Source organism: Gemmobacter lanyuensis (genome assembly GCF_014652355.1).
In the GTDB taxonomy this organism is placed as follows: Bacteria; Pseudomonadota; Alphaproteobacteria; order Rhodobacterales; family Rhodobacteraceae; genus Gemmobacter; species Gemmobacter lanyuensis.
This window is the reverse complement of the sequence record NZ_BMYQ01000005.1, coordinates 16,234-29,339: the sequence shown is the minus strand read 5'-3', so window position 1 is coordinate 29,339 and position 13,106 is coordinate 16,234. Positions and strand designations below refer to the sequence as shown.

Sequence of the window (13,106 nt, the reverse complement as noted above, 5' to 3'; positions counted from 1 at the left end):
TCAGCCCATCCGCAGGGCCACATCCAGCATCCGGTTGGAAAAGCCCCATTCGTTGTCATACCAGCCAAAGACCCGCAGCATGCCCCCACGCGTGACGCGGGTTTCCGGGCAGGCCATGATGATGCTTTCGGGCCGGGCGCGCAGATCGGTGGAGACCAGCGCCTTGTCGGTGGCACCGATCACCCCACCCGCGGCGCGGAAGGCGGTGTTCACGGCCTCTGCCGTGGCCGGACGTTCGGTCATCACCGCCAGATCCACGGCAGACACTGAGGCCGTCGGCACCCGCACCGCCGACCCTTCGAGCCGCCCTGCCAGATCGGGCAGCACCAGATCGACCAGCCGCTGGGCCGAAGTCGTGGTCGGCACCATCGACAGGGCCGCCGCGCGCGACCGGGCGAAATCTGCCGCCGGGGCGTCCACCGTAGGTTGGCTGCCGGTATAGCAGTGGATCGTCGTCATCGATCCGGTAACGATGCCCCAATGTTCATGGATCAGCCGCGCCAGCGGTGCCAGCGCATTGGTCGTGCAAGAGGCATTCGACACGATCCGCTGATCGGTCAACGCTGCATCATTGGCGCCCAGCACCACCGTCAGGTCGGCGGCCTTGGAGGGACCGGAGATCAGCACCCGTCGCGCCCCGGCGGTCAGCCCGCGTTCGGCCACATCGCGCGCATCGGCGCGGCCGGTGCATTCCATCACCAGATCGATGCCGGACAGATCCAGCGTCGTCAAATCGGCGGTGCGGTGCAGCGGAATCGCGCGACCATCAACCACAAGATGCCCTTCGGACAGGGCGACCGTGCCGGGGAAGGGGCCAAAGACGCTGTCATATTCGAACAGATAGGCACACATTTCGGCGGCAGCGATGTCGTTGATCCCGACAATTTCCAACCTTTGCCCGGGATCCGCCCCCTTGCGTGCGGCCAGCGCCCAAGCCCGCAGTACCGAACGTCCGATCCGGCCAAATCCGTTGATGAAGACGCGCATATCCGGCCCCCCAATCCTGTTCGGCGCAGGATGACCATGCAGCGCGCGGGGATGCAATGGGTTTGATCAAAGATCGGGCAGCTAGGCGCGGTCGAGCGCGATCAGATGATTGTCCCATTTCACGTCCAGCCGGGTGGCGGGTTGCAGCCCCGCGGCCCCCAGCGTGGAGATCGCACCATTCCCGTCCGTCACGGTAAACCCCGCCGGTGCGGGCGCCACGCCGCAGGCATCGGCCCGACGATGCGTGGCCCTGAACCGGCCTGCCGCGTCAAAGACCTGCACGGCCCCACCCTTGGGCGAGGTGATCGCGATCTCGGCCCGCGCCGGGCAATAGGCGATAGAGCCTGCATAGTTCTGCATCACCAGCATTTCGGCTTCGGGCACCGGGCAGAAGGTCAGCCGCCCGTCCTCCCACAGCGCCAGCAGTGGCGGCGCCTCGGCCGGATCGCCTTCCCACTGCGTCGCGACGGCGGCGCGACCATCGGACAAAAGCGCCAGATGACGCAACGAATTCTGGGCCAGATCCTCTGGCGCTTCTGCCAGCGAGATCAGCGCCCCATCCGGCCCAAGCCGCGCCAGATTGGGCCGCATGGTCGCGATGTTCAGCTTGGTTCGGTCGGTCGGGTCGGTCTGGATGCCCCCATTGGCGACCAGCAGGTCCTCCGACAGGGGCAGGCGCTTCACGTCATGCGGACCGACGCCATGGGTGGCACATTCGCCGATGCGCTGCCAGCTGGCCGTATCCCAGATGCCCAGCCGCCCTTCCGAGGTTTCGGCCACAACTTCGGATGTGTAAAGCCGCGCGCCATCGGCAGAAAAGGTGCCGTGGCCGTTGAACTGCCGCCCCGCAGGCGGGGTCAGCCGCGCCGTTTCCTGCCCCAGCGCGCAATCGATCACCAGCGCGAAGGTGCCGGGCCTGCGGGCAAAGGCCACGGCGAGCGGCCGCGTCGGGTGTGCGGTCGCGGCATGGCCGCGGGCCGGCAGCGGCAGGGCAAACAGGCTTTCGCCCGCAAGGCTCAGCCCGTGCAGGGCAAAGGCGCCATCGGCGGTCTGCGCGGCGGCCAGATAGGCCGGATCGCCCGCATCCGCCCAGCTCAGCTGCGGCAGCACCGAGGCCGCCAGAACCGAGGCGAGAAAACTTCGCCGCTGCATCGATCAATCCCCGTCGGCGGCGTTGAAGCCGACCCCGGCCCCCAGCGCGGGGGCGATTTCGGCCATCACTGCCTCGCGCACTGCGGTGATGTCCTGCCGCAGGATATCGGCCTTGAGCCACATGGTCGGGTCATCCACCTGTGACAGGTCTACCTTTGCCACATTGGCAAGAACGCGGTCGAAGGCCGCTTCGGTCCGGGGGATCGGCTGGTGAAGCGACCGTGCAAGGCTGCGCAGCGCCACCAGGGACAGTTCAAGATTGCGGGTGGAGCGCCCCGAGGTTGCTGCCTCGGCCCGCTCGGGGTGGGGTTTGTCGAAGCTGCCCAGAGGGCGGCCCAGGCGGGCGTCCTTGTTGAACTCCAGCCCCGTGATCAAGGTGGTCAACAGCGCCTGTCGCGCCTCGGTCAAGGTCAGATAGCGGCTGGACGGACCGGGGTTGAGCAGGTGATCCGCAAAGCTCGCGCGCCACTCGGCATCGATTTCCGCAGCCATGCGTGCCAGATCATCCGCAATCGCATGGGTCAAGGCGCAGGGGTAATCGCCGGTTGCGGTCTCGGTCGGCCAAAGCAGCCGTTCAAGGCCAAAAAGGCCGCGCACCGCCACCGATTGTTCGGCCATCAGCGCAGGCTCCAACACGGCGGGATCTGCCTTGGCTAAAAGCGCATTGGTCTGTTTCTGGCCCATTCCCTTGGGGTCGGGCCAGAAGGCGATGGCCAGCACGCGGCCCTCTTCCTCGACCGGGCCGAGCCGCAGATGGCCCACCCCAACCCAGGCGTCAAAGGCCGCACCCCAGGCCACTTGCAGCGCCTCGGGTTCGCAGCTGTCGATAGCCGCCAGCGTGGCGGTGGTCGCCGTGAAACGTGCAAGCCCCGGAAGGATGTGATCCTCGACCGTTTCGGCCACATCGGCCCGGGCGACCGGGGCGGCAAGGGTAAGGGCGAGAAGGGGACCAAGCAGGAGAGCAGAGCGTTTCATCGGGGCTTTCTTGACGACAGGCACGGGCCTTTGATCGGGATCTGTATCACAGGCTTTTCAGGTAGGCGACCAGCGCCTCCCGGTCGGCGGCGGGCATGGCCATCACGGTTTCGCGCGCGGCTTCAGCCTCGCCCCCGTGCCACAGGATCGCCTCCAGCAGGTTGCGCGCCCGGCCATCATGCAGGAACTGGCTGTGGCCAGAGACCTGTTCCGTCAGCCCGATCCCCCAAAGGGGTGCGGTGCGCCATTCCTGCCCGGTGGCCCGCGCCTCGGGGCGGTTGTCCGCAAGACCGGGGCCCATGTCGTGCAACAGAAGATCTGTGAAGGGCCAGATCAACTGAAAGCTTTGCTCCGGCTGGTCTTTCAGGCGGTTGGTCACATGTTTCGGAACATGGCAGGCCGCGCATTGCGCCTGATGGAACAGCTCTTTCCCATGCAGCACTTGCGGGTCGGCCGGATCGCGGCGCGCGGGCACGGCCAGATTGCGGGAATAGAAGGTCACAAGGTCAAGGCTCGGCCCGTCCACCTCAAGCCCTTCGCGCAGGCCGGGTTCCTGCCCGTGGGGGCCGGATTTGCAGGCGGTCTGGCCCGGCGTGCAATCGCCTGCCGGATCGGGATGGAGCGGGTTTGACAGCCCCATATCCCCCGCAAAGGCCCCGGCGCTTTGTTCCCGCACGGTCGGCGCCCCGGCCTTGTGTCCGAAACGGCCCAGCATGGGCACGCCGAATTCGGCGCTGATCACGATGTTCGGGCGGCCCGAAATCCCGTCGCCATCGGCATCCCCCGGGTCGGCGCGGGCGAGGATTTCAGCCGCCGGGATCGCCTCGAGTAGCCCGAGGCCGATCATCTGTGGCGCCACGCGGGGCGACAGCATCACGTCGGGGTGCAGCGGGCCATAGGCGGGATCGTCCACCCCATAGGTCGGGCGGCGCAGGGACACGACGGTCCCATCGGCCAGCGTGACCGGCACCTCTTCGTAGCGAACCGTCATCTGCCCTTCGGGGGCATGGCCGGGGGCGCCGAAGTCCTGCAGCTGGCCGCCATAGGTCGGCTCGGGCAGGGTGGGAAGGTAGTCGGGAATGCCCGCGGGGGCAGCCCCGCTGGGCACCGAAAGCCGCAGAAAGGCCGAAACGCGCGGCTCTTGCGCGGTTTCGGGCATATGGCCGCGACCATCCTTCAGGTGGCAATCCTGACAGGCGCGGGCATTGTAGATCGGGCCCAGCCCATCCGACGCGCGGGTTGACGACGGCGCCGCGACCCAGGTCTTGCGGAACAGCCCATTGCCCAGCTTGAAATCCATCTCGCGCTCAAAAGGCATGTTTTCCGACGATTGCGAAAAGGCATCAGCGGTGGCGATGGTGCGGGTGGTTGCCGCGCCGCCGGGGTTGTCCTCAAAGGCTTCGGGCTTGGTGAAATCGGTGGGCGGGGCCAGCACGGCCGCGATGCGCTTGGCTTCGGCCGGGGTGCGGGGCAGGACGGGCAGATGCCGGTCATCCAGCGTTTGCGCCACGGCGGGAAGGGCCACCAGAAGGGCGACCGGAAGGGCGAGGCGAAGGGGCATCGGGGAGCTCGGGCATGAGAGGGCGAGATTTCCGACTACTTCTATCGGAAATCTCGCCGCCTGCAATGCGTCATTCCGCCTCGTTGGCCGGTTTCGCGTTGAGCATGCCGTATTTTTCGGGGCCCAGCGTCTCATAAAGGCCAAGCTGCGTTTCGAGGAAGTCGATGTGACCCTCTTCATCCGCGATCAGGGAATCGAAAAGCGCCCGACTGACATAATCGCCCACCGCGTCACAATGCTGTCGCGCCGCGATATAAAGGGTGCGGGCGTCATGTTCGCCGGCCAGATCGGCCTCAAGCGTTTCCTTGAGGTTCTGGCCGATGCGCAGCGGATCGAGCTTTTGGAGGTTCGGATGCCCCTCCAGAAAGATGATGCGCGCAATCAGCCGGTCGGCATGGTGCATCTCTTCGATGCTTTCGGCGCGCGATTTGGCGGCGATCCGGCCAAAGCCCCAGTCTTCCTGCAGGCGGTAATGCAGCCAATACTGGCTGACGGCCGTCAGTTCAGACCGCAAGGCTGCGTTCAGATACTCGATGACTTTGGGATCGCCCTTCATGGATGTCCTGTCCTGTGGCTGGGGCACGGCGTTTCAGGCCGCGCAGCTGCATGGGTATTTCGAACGTGTCACATCCGCGCATGGTTGCAAGAAAAAGCGGCATGCAGCCGCCGCAGTCCGCGCGCTTGCCCATGGCGTGATAGACCTTGCCGGGGGTGATGACGGTTTCCGGGTCGGCTGCGCGCATCCAGTCTACCGCGGCGCGGATGTCATGGTCCGAAATGTTCATGCAGTGGCAGACGATCATGTCGCGGCTCCTGTCGGAAAAGGGCCGGGCGCACGAGAGGGAGGCCGCGCGCCCGGCATCGGCGTCACTGGAAAACGGCGCCGGGGTTGTCGAGGCTGTCGGACCCTTCGAAGGCAACGCCGGTCAGGCCCAGCACCGCCACCGCCCGCTCGATTGACGCGGTTTGGGTGACCAGCGCATCGACCGCGCCGGTGATCAGCGCCTCGCCCTCGGCATTGCCGGCCTCAAGCATCTGGTCATAGGCCAGCCCGCCCTCGGCCGCGGTCTTCACCGCCTGCAGCGCGGCGACCGAGGCGTCAAGCTCTGCCCGCAGGCGCGTATCCAGTGCTGGGTCGCGCGCGGCGATCAGATCGGCCAGCGCGGGGCCGCTGACAGTGCTGCCATCGGCGCGGGTGTAGCTGCCGAGATAGACATTACGGATGCCCACGCCGTCATAGAAATGGCTGTTGTGGGTATTGTCCGAGAAGCAGTCCTGCTCCTCCTCGGGGTCATTGAGCATGAGCCCCAGTTTCATCCGTTCGCCCGCCAGTTCGCCATAAGAGAGGCTTCCCATCCCGGTCAGCATGGCCTGCAATCCCTTGGCCGGATCGGCCAGCACGGCCGCGCGGGCGGCGCCGGATTGGCCCCAGTTCGCGGTCATTTCCGCAAGGTCCGATACCAGCAGGTCAGTCGCGGCCTGCAGATAGGCGGCGCGGCGGTCACAATTTCCGCCGGTGCAGCCCTCGGTCTGCAGGTAATCGGTGAAGGCGCGCGCGCCCGCGCCCTTGCCGGTGCCGTTCAGATCTTGCCCCCAAAGCATGAATTCGATGGCATGATAGCCCGAGGCGACATTGGCCTCGATGCCGTCGGCCTCATGCAGGGTGTCGCGGATCAGGCCAGGGGTGATTTGGCTGGCATCGATCTTGGCGCCGCCGATGGTGATTTCGGGCGCCGCAATCACGTTCAGCGTGGAGAGCGGGTTTTCCGGCGCCTCGCCATAGCTGCTGTCGACATAATCGATCAGCCCTTCGTCCAGCGGCCAGGCATTCACGCGGCCCTCCCAATCATCGACGATGGGGTTGCCGAAGCGGAAGACCTCGGTCTGCTGATAGGGGATGCGGGCCGCGAACCAGGCCGCGCGGGCGGCGGCGAGGGTTGCCTCGCTCGGCGTTTCAATCAGCGCCGCGACCGCCGCCTGCAGGGTCTTGGCCGTGGCCAGACTGTCGGCATAGCCCGCCTCTGCCAGATCGGCATAGGTCGTGACGACCTCGGCCTCGGTGGCGGCAAGGGCGGGAAGGGCCACTGTGGCGAAAAGGGCGGCGGTCAGCGTGCGTTTCATGGGTTTTCCAAAGTTTACTTGGTCAGGATCAGTTTGCCTGCCCGCGTGATCCGCAGCGAATAGACCTGATCGTGCAGCACGATGCGGGCCAGATTGCCCCCTTCCGTCAGCAGCAGCGCGTCATGGCAGGGGGTGCGGTCGGTGGTCAGGGCAATGAGGGTGCGGGGGTCAACTTGCATGTTCATCGGGGCATCTCCATCCGGTCGAAAAAGGCCGAGAGATCCGGGGTCACCGGCATCAGGCCGTTCAAGGTCTGCAGCAGGATCTCTGTCAGGCTCGGCTCGGAAGAGAGCTGGGGCAAAGGGCGGGTTTGGCGCGCTTTCATCTGGACCTCGGGTTGCTGCGGCTGTGCGATCCGGGCTGGCCCGAGGCGGGTTGGCTTGGATGCAGGAAAGGTGACAAAAACACTTGGATTTGTAAAGCCTGATTCTTTCACTCAGCAAAGACGGCGCGGCAGCGCAGGCGACTGTGGCCCGACCGCACTATGCCGGGGCGGGTTTTTCTGCTTAAGCTTGGTCAAGGCTGGGGGGCCTTGAGTCGGGATTGTTATGAAAAAGGTTCTCCGGGCGGCGATTTGTGCCGCGCTTGTTTTCATGGGATGCGCCCCCTCGGCATTTTCCCAGGATCGGGTGACGCTGGGTTTTGCGCGCCTTTTCACCAATGATGCCTTGGGCGACATGCATGATCGCTGGCGGTCAGGGTCTTATGCGGTCAGTCGCTTTCGTGGTTATCGCTGGGATGGTCAGCTTCCTTCCGAGGCCGGTTCCGTGCTTGAGGCGCGGATCCGCAGCGAAATCATCGCGCCCCGCAGTCTGACCAACAGGGCCATCGACCGGCCCTATGCCGGGGTGATCGCGCCGGGGCTTTTCACGCATTTTGATGTTGGCGGGTTCGAGGCGCGGCTTGGGGGAGAACTGGTCTTTACCGGCCCGCAGACCAAGGTCGGCGCCTTCCAGCGCGAAGTGCATGAATTTTTGGGCCTCGATACCCCGCGGGTGCTTGGGTCGCAGATCCCCGATGGGGTGCATCCCACCGCCAATCTGGAAATCGGCAAGGATCTGACACTGGGGTCTGCCGTGGTGCGCCCCTTCCTTGAGGCGCAGGTCGGTGTCGAAGATTATCTGCGCGTCGGGGCCGATGTGATTCTGGGCCGCTTTGGCCGCGATGGGTTGTTTACCCGCGATACCGTCACCGGGCATCGCGTGCTGGGGATTTCTGCCTTGCCGGAACAGGGAATCAGTCTGACCCTGGGTGGCGATGTGGCGCGGGTCTTTGACAGCGTCTACCTGCCCGATTTTGGCCCTGCGACGCTGAAGGGGGACCGCGCGCGGCTTCGGGCCGGTGTACATTGGCAGGGCGAGCGTGCGGCTGTCTTTTACGGCGTCACCTGGCTGGGCAAAGAGTTTGAGGAACAGGCGACTGACCAAATTTTAGGCTCTGTCCGTCTCAGCCTGCAGTTTTGACCTATCCCAAAGATGATACAACACATCCAATTGGTTGGGATTGTTGCCGTTTGGTTATAGCCAAGCGGAAAACCGCCTGTTAACGTTTTTCTCATAAACAATAAAACGAGCAGGCAAACAGGCATGATGGCGGGCTCTCGGGGCACGTTTGTCATATCCTGGTCGCAGACAGAGACAGACGGAATCGCGGCCGCGCCGCTGGATGTGCTCAATGTCGGGGCATCCTGGCGCTGGACGGGCGCGCCGGTGCGGGTCGATGGCCCGCAAACCGTTCTGGTTCTGGAAGGGGCCGAGGGGGCAGCGGAAGTACGGAAACGTGCGGCGCGCATGGTGCGCCGCCTTGTGGGTGCATCTCTTGGGCAGCAACGTTTGCCCGAGGACAGGGACGCAATGGCCGCGCCGGTCGAGGATGAACCCGAACAGGGCTTCATCGTCACGGATGGCCACCATTCCTATGCGGTCACGCTGATCGACGTGCCCGATACGGGCGCGCGACTGGTGATGTTCGTGGGGGATTTGCCGCCCGCGGGCCGGGATATGTGGGTCGTTCGTGTGGCGATCGACCGCACGCACAAAGGGGCAGGGGCCCGCCATGCCGGCGGGGTGATCTGCTTTACCCCCGATACGCGCATCGCAACCCCCGAAGGACCACGCCTCATTCAGCACTTGCGGCCGGGCGACAGCATCCTGACGCGGGACAATGGCCCGCAGCCGATCCTCTGGACGGGACATCGCCGCATGACAGGTGCGCGTCTTTACGCGATGCCGCATCTGCGCCCCATCCGCTTCCGCGCCGGTGCGCTGGGGTCGGGGCGGCCTGAGGATGACCTCCTGGTCTCGCCCCAGCACCGGATGTTGGTGCAGGGTCCGGCGGCGCGGGCGCTGTTCAACGAGGCCGAGGTTCTGGTCGCGGCGGAAGATCTGCTGAATGACCGCAGCATCGTGGTCGATCACGCGCTGCGCGAAGTGACCTATGTCCATATCCTGCTGGAACGGCACAATATTGTCTTTGCCAACGGGATGGAGACGGAAAGCTTCCACCCCTCGAATACGGCGCTGGACACCATCACCCCTGACCAGCGGGCCGGGCTGATTGAGGTTCTGCCGGGCATTGAGGTGAACCCCGATCGCTATGGCGATTACGCGCGGCGCAACCTTTCCGCCTCCGAGGCGGCGATCCTGCGGCACGACATGGCGGCCTGATGACATCGGGCCGTCATCTGGCGTTGACTCGGGTCGGCGGGCCTGTATAAGCGCGCCATGTCCCGGAAGAGATTCCGGGGCTTTTCATTGGTGTTGGTGGCCCCCGCAAGGGGATGCCTGTCGCCCGCAAGGGAAAGGACAACGCCCTTCCATCTTGGCAAGGCCGGGATCGAAGATCGCAATGGGCCGCAAGGCCCGGCGCGTGACGCGGTTTCGGAAGCGCCGAGGGCATAAAGAGAGAAGGAGATCAGCGATGACCAAACGCACCGCTGCCAAGTACAAGATCGACCGCCGCATGGGCGAGAACATCTGGGGTCGCGCCAAGTCGCCCCTGAACAAGCGTGAATATGGCCCCGGCCAGCACGGTCAGCGCCGCAAGGGCAAGCTGTCGGACTTCGGTACGCAGCTGCGCGCCAAGCAGAAGCTGAAAGGCTACTACGGGGACCTGACCGAAAAGCAGTTCCGCAAGATCTATGCGGAAGCCGAGCGCGTGAAGGGCGACACCAGCGAAATGCTGATCGGTCTGCTCGAGCGTCGTCTGGACGCCGTTGTCTACCGCGCCAAGTTCGTTCCGACCGTTTTTGCGGCCCGTCAGTTCGTCAACCACGGCCATGTGACCGTGAATGGCCAGCGCGTGAACATCGCTTCCTACCGTGTGAAGGAAGGCGACGTGATCGAAGTGCGTCAGCGTTCGAAGCAACTGGCCATCGTGCTGGAAGCCGTCGCCCTGACCGAGCGTGAAGTTCCCGACTACCTCGAAGTCGACCACTCCAAGATGACCGTCAAGTTCGTCCGTACGCCCTCGCTGTCGGACGTTCCCTACCCGGTTGTCATGGAACCGAACCTCGTCGTCGAATACTACGCGAAGAACTGATCCGCGGGCCTTATGGCCTTCGGTCGATCCAAGCTTGGAGGCCCGCCTGTCTTGGCGGGCCTCATCCATTTCCGGCACAGGAGTTTAACGGTAATGTCACAAAAACCCGGTATCGAAACCCGCTTCGAACAGGGCCTTTTCGCGTCCCGCTGGCTGATGGCGCCGATGTATCTGGGGTTGGTTGTCAGCCTTGGGATGCTGACCATCGTCTTCACCGAAGAGCTGGTCTATTACGCGGGCAAGACCTTCACCATGTCGGCAGATCAGGCGATCCTTGCGATCCTCACGCTGATCGACCTGTCGCTGGCGGCAAACCTGCTGCTGATCGTGCTGTTTTCGGGGTATGAGAATTTCGTCTCGAAGCTTGATATCCGGGATTCGGCGGATCGACCCAGCTGGATGGGCAAGGTCGATTTCTCGGGGCTGAAGATGAAGCTCATCGCCTCGATCGTGGCGATTTCGGGGATCCATCTGCTCAAGGTCTTTATGGAGATTGGCAAGGGCGCCGCGCCGCTTGATAGCGTCAAGCTGCAATGGCTGGTCATCATCCACCTGACCTTCGTCGCCTCGGGCGTGTTGCTGGCCTTGATGGATTGGCTCGCCTCCAAGACCGACAAGCATTGACCGAAGGGCCGCAGTCGCGGCCCTTTCCTTTGCGCGGGCGCATATCGCACTGGCAAAGCGCCGGGGGGATCGCTAAACCCGGCGCAACTGCAATGGAGACAGCGATGAACGACGCCATCCGCCCGCAACCCGGTATCATGGACATTGCCCTTTACGAAGGTGGCAAGGCCCATGTGGCGGGGGTGAGCAATGTGGTGAAACTCAGCTCGAACGAAAATCCGTTCGGGCCGTCGGACAAGGCGAAGGATGCCTTCGCCAAGTCGGTGCATCAGTTGCATCGCTACCCTTCGACCGATCACGCCAATCTGCGCGCCGCCATCGCCGAGGTGCATGGACTTGATGCCGCGCGGGTGATCTGCGGCGTGGGTTCGGACGAGATCATCACCTTCCTGTGCCAGGCCTATGCCGGGCCGGGGGATGAGGTGCTTTACACCGAACACGGCTTCCTGATGTACAAGATCTCGGCCCTTGCGGTCGGGGCGACCCCGGTCGAGGTCAAAGAGCGCGAGCGCACCACCGACGTGGACGCGCTGCTTGCGGCCTGCACGGAACGCACCAAGCTTGTCTTCATTGCCAATCCCAACAACCCCACCGGCACGATGATTTCGGCCGGTGAGGTCGCGCGGCTGGCACGCGGTCTGCCGCCGCAGGCGATTCTGGTGCTGGACGGGGCCTATGCCGAATATGTCGATGGCTTTGACGCCGGGCTGTCGCTGGTCGAGGCTTCGGGCAATGTCGTGATGACGCGGACCTTTTCCAAGATCTACGGTCTGGGCGGGCTGCGGATTGGCTGGGGTTATGGCCCCAAGGCGATCATCGATGTGCTGAACCGCATCCGTGGTCCGTTCAACCTGTCGAACACCCAGCTGGAAACGGCCGAGGCCGCGGTGCGGGATCAGGATTTCGTCACCCGCTGCCGCAGCGAAAACGCCCGTCTGCGCCATTGGCTGGCCGAGGCGCTGGCTGCGGTCGGTGTGCCGTCTGACACCTCGATGGCCAATTTCGTGCTGGCCCGCTTTGCCAGCGCCGAAGAGGCCGAGGCCTGCGATACCTTCCTGCAGCAGCAGGGCCTGATCGTGCGCCGCGTGGCGGGCTACAAGCTGCCGCATTGCCTGCGGATCACCGTGGGGGATGAAGCGTCCTGCCGCCGCGTGGCCCATGCGATTGGACAGTTCAAAGGTGTGAAATGACGGCAGCAGGGCAAGGGACCGTCTATCGGCGCGTCGCGCTGATCGGGCTTGGCCTGATCGCCTCCTCGATGGCCCATGCCATCAAGGCCGCCGGTCTGGCCGATGAGATCGTGGGTTTTGCGAAGTCGGCCGAAAGCCGGGCCGTGGCGATTGATATCGGCTTTGTCGATCGCACGGCCGAAACCGCGGCCGAGGCCGTGCGCGGCGCCGATCTGGTGGTGCTGGCCGTGCCGGTGGGCGCCATGGGCGCCATTGCCGCGGAAATCGGCCCGCATCTGGCCCCCGGTGCAACCGTTACGGACGTCGGGTCGGTCAAGCAGGCGGTGATCGATGCGGTCGCCCCGCATATCCCGGCAGGGGTGCATTTCATTCCGGGCCACCCGATTGCCGGGACCGAACATTCCGGCCCGCGGTCGGGCTTTGCCACGCTGTTCCAGAACCGCTGGTGGCTGCTGACCCCGGTTCCTGGCACCGACCCCGAGGCCACGCGCCGTCTGCGGCAGCTTTGCGAATCTATCGGCGCCAAGGTCGATGAGATGGACGCCGAGCATCATGATCTGGTGCTGGCCGTCACCTCGCATACCCCGCACCTCATCGCCTATACGATGGTGGGGGTCGCGGATGACCTTGCCCGCGTCACCGACAGCGAGGTGATCCAGTATTCAGCGGCGGGTTTCCGCGACTTTACGCGGATTGCCGCCAGTGACCCCACCATGTGGCGTGATGTGTTCTTGACGAACAAGGATGCGACATTGGAAATACTCGGGCGGTTCACCGAAGAGCTTTTTGCTCTGCAGCGGGCGATCCGTCTGGGCGATGGCGCGCATCTGCATGCCTATTTCACCCGGACGCGGGCCATCCGCCGGGGGATCATCGAGGCGGGGCAGGATACCTCTGCGCCGGATTTCGGGCGGGTGCAACCGCCGGGCAAGTGAGCGATACGGCGGGGGCAGTAA

Annotated in this window: 15 protein-coding genes; 6 read left to right on the top strand and 9 right to left on the bottom strand. The window is 64.6% G+C overall.

The genetic code is table 11. The features are described from left to right. The 9 genes from IE101_RS09795 to IE101_RS09755 form a co-directional block, all read right to left on the bottom strand. Positions 1–987, bottom strand: coding sequence for a type I glyceraldehyde-3-phosphate dehydrogenase (locus IE101_RS09795; RefSeq protein WP_189633656.1), 987 nt, complete (start codon positions 985–987; stop codon positions 1–3). A gap of 81 nt (positions 988–1,068) precedes the next feature. Then, entirely contained in the window at positions 1,069–2,139 is a 1,071-nt protein-coding gene (locus tag IE101_RS09790; protein ID WP_189633655.1) for a DUF1513 domain-containing protein, read from the bottom strand. Between the two features lie 3 nt (positions 2,140–2,142). Further along, positions 2,143–3,114: an imelysin family protein gene (locus IE101_RS09785; RefSeq protein ID WP_189633654.1), complete on the bottom strand. Its 972-nt coding sequence runs from the start codon at positions 3,112–3,114 to the stop codon at positions 2,143–2,145. A 46-nt stretch (positions 3,115–3,160) separates the two neighbouring features. Continuing rightward, positions 3,161–4,675 (bottom strand): di-heme oxidoreductase family protein, encoded by a 1,515-nt coding sequence (locus IE101_RS09780; RefSeq protein WP_189633653.1) that lies wholly within the window; start codon positions 4,673–4,675, stop codon positions 3,161–3,163. A 70-nt stretch (positions 4,676–4,745) separates the two neighbouring features. Further along, positions 4,746–5,231: a bacterioferritin gene (gene bfr / locus IE101_RS09775; RefSeq protein ID WP_189633652.1), complete on the bottom strand. Its 486-nt coding sequence runs from the start codon at positions 5,229–5,231 to the stop codon at positions 4,746–4,748. After that, on the bottom strand, positions 5,179–5,478 hold the full coding sequence (locus tag IE101_RS09770) for a (2Fe-2S)-binding protein (RefSeq protein ID WP_189633651.1): 300 nt from the start codon (positions 5,476–5,478) through the stop codon (positions 5,179–5,181). The genes bfr and IE101_RS09770 overlap by 53 nt, the downstream gene beginning before the upstream one ends. Before the next feature lie 64 nt (positions 5,479–5,542). After that, the gene (locus IE101_RS09765; protein ID WP_189633650.1) at positions 5,543–6,796 is read right to left on the bottom strand and encodes an imelysin family protein; all 1,254 of its coding nucleotides are present in this window, start codon (positions 6,794–6,796) and stop codon (positions 5,543–5,545) included. Between the two features lie 14 nt (positions 6,797–6,810). After that, positions 6,811–6,981 carry a hemin uptake protein HemP gene (gene hemP, locus IE101_RS09760; protein ID WP_373296103.1) on the bottom strand — a complete coding sequence of 57 codons (171 nt, stop codon included), beginning with the start codon at positions 6,979–6,981 and terminating at the stop codon, positions 6,811–6,813. Next, a complete protein-coding gene (locus IE101_RS09755) occupies positions 6,978–7,121 on the bottom strand; it encodes a hypothetical protein (protein WP_189633649.1) in 144 nt (47 codons plus the stop codon). The genes hemP and IE101_RS09755 overlap by 4 nt, the downstream gene beginning before the upstream one ends. Positions 7,122–7,344: 223 nt before the next feature. Here IE101_RS09755 and IE101_RS09750 point away from each other — a divergent pair, with 223 nt between their 5' ends. The 6 genes from IE101_RS09750 to IE101_RS09725 all read left to right on the top strand — a co-directional run bounded on the left by IE101_RS09750 (position 7,345) and on the right by IE101_RS09725 (position 13,085). Further along, positions 7,345–8,259 (top strand): lipid A-modifier LpxR family protein, encoded by a 915-nt coding sequence (locus tag IE101_RS09750; RefSeq protein WP_189633648.1) that lies wholly within the window; start codon positions 7,345–7,347, stop codon positions 8,257–8,259. Between the two features lie 123 nt (positions 8,260–8,382). Then, complete coding sequence (locus tag IE101_RS09745) at positions 8,383–9,462, top strand: Hint domain-containing protein (RefSeq protein ID WP_189633647.1); 1,080 nt, start codon at positions 8,383–8,385, stop codon at positions 9,460–9,462. 253 nt (positions 9,463–9,715) lie between these two features. Beyond that, complete coding sequence (gene rpsD, locus IE101_RS09740) at positions 9,716–10,336, top strand: 30S ribosomal protein S4 (RefSeq protein ID WP_189633646.1); 621 nt, start codon at positions 9,716–9,718, stop codon at positions 10,334–10,336. A gap of 93 nt (positions 10,337–10,429) precedes the next feature. Next, positions 10,430–10,960 carry a TIGR00645 family protein gene (locus tag IE101_RS09735; RefSeq protein WP_189633645.1) on the top strand — a complete coding sequence of 177 codons (531 nt, stop codon included), beginning with the start codon at positions 10,430–10,432 and terminating at the stop codon, positions 10,958–10,960. A 104-nt stretch (positions 10,961–11,064) separates the two neighbouring features. After that, positions 11,065–12,150 carry a histidinol-phosphate transaminase gene (hisC, locus tag IE101_RS09730; protein ID WP_189633644.1) on the top strand — a complete coding sequence of 362 codons (1,086 nt, stop codon included), beginning with the start codon at positions 11,065–11,067 and terminating at the stop codon, positions 12,148–12,150. Continuing rightward, on the top strand, positions 12,147–13,085 hold the full coding sequence (locus IE101_RS09725) for a prephenate/arogenate dehydrogenase family protein (protein WP_189633643.1): 939 nt from the start codon (positions 12,147–12,149) through the stop codon (positions 13,083–13,085). Before hisC ends, IE101_RS09725 begins: the two co-directional genes overlap by 4 nt. Positions 13,086–13,106 lie beyond the last annotated feature (21 nt).

Coding starts and splice junctions, on each gene's coding strand:
- IE101_RS09795 (WP_189633656.1), bottom strand. CDS start 987: ATGCGCGTCTTCATCAACGGATTTGGCCGGATCGGACGTTCGGTACTG.
- IE101_RS09790 (WP_189633655.1), bottom strand. CDS start 2,139: ATGCAGCGGCGAAGTTTTCTCGCCTCGGTTCTGGCGGCCTCGGTGCTG.
- IE101_RS09785 (WP_189633654.1), bottom strand. CDS start 3,114: ATGAAACGCTCTGCTCTCCTGCTTGGTCCCCTTCTCGCCCTTACCCTT.
- IE101_RS09780 (WP_189633653.1), bottom strand. CDS start 4,675: ATGCCCCTTCGCCTCGCCCTTCCGGTCGCCCTTCTGGTGGCCCTTCCC.
- bfr (WP_189633652.1), bottom strand. CDS start 5,231: ATGAAGGGCGATCCCAAAGTCATCGAGTATCTGAACGCAGCCTTGCGG.
- IE101_RS09770 (WP_189633651.1), bottom strand. CDS start 5,478: ATGATCGTCTGCCACTGCATGAACATTTCGGACCATGACATCCGCGCC.
- IE101_RS09765 (WP_189633650.1), bottom strand. CDS start 6,796: ATGAAACGCACGCTGACCGCCGCCCTTTTCGCCACAGTGGCCCTTCCC.
- hemP (WP_373296103.1), bottom strand. CDS start 6,981: ATGAACATGCAAGTTGACCCCCGCACCCTCATTGCCCTGACCACCGAC.
- IE101_RS09755 (WP_189633649.1), bottom strand. CDS start 7,121: ATGAAAGCGCGCCAAACCCGCCCTTTGCCCCAGCTCTCTTCCGAGCCG.
- IE101_RS09750 (WP_189633648.1), top strand. CDS start 7,345: ATGAAAAAGGTTCTCCGGGCGGCGATTTGTGCCGCGCTTGTTTTCATG.
- IE101_RS09745 (WP_189633647.1), top strand. CDS start 8,383: ATGATGGCGGGCTCTCGGGGCACGTTTGTCATATCCTGGTCGCAGACA.
- rpsD (WP_189633646.1), top strand. CDS start 9,716: ATGACCAAACGCACCGCTGCCAAGTACAAGATCGACCGCCGCATGGGC.
- IE101_RS09735 (WP_189633645.1), top strand. CDS start 10,430: ATGTCACAAAAACCCGGTATCGAAACCCGCTTCGAACAGGGCCTTTTC.
- hisC (WP_189633644.1), top strand. CDS start 11,065: ATGAACGACGCCATCCGCCCGCAACCCGGTATCATGGACATTGCCCTT.
- IE101_RS09725 (WP_189633643.1), top strand. CDS start 12,147: ATGACGGCAGCAGGGCAAGGGACCGTCTATCGGCGCGTCGCGCTGATC.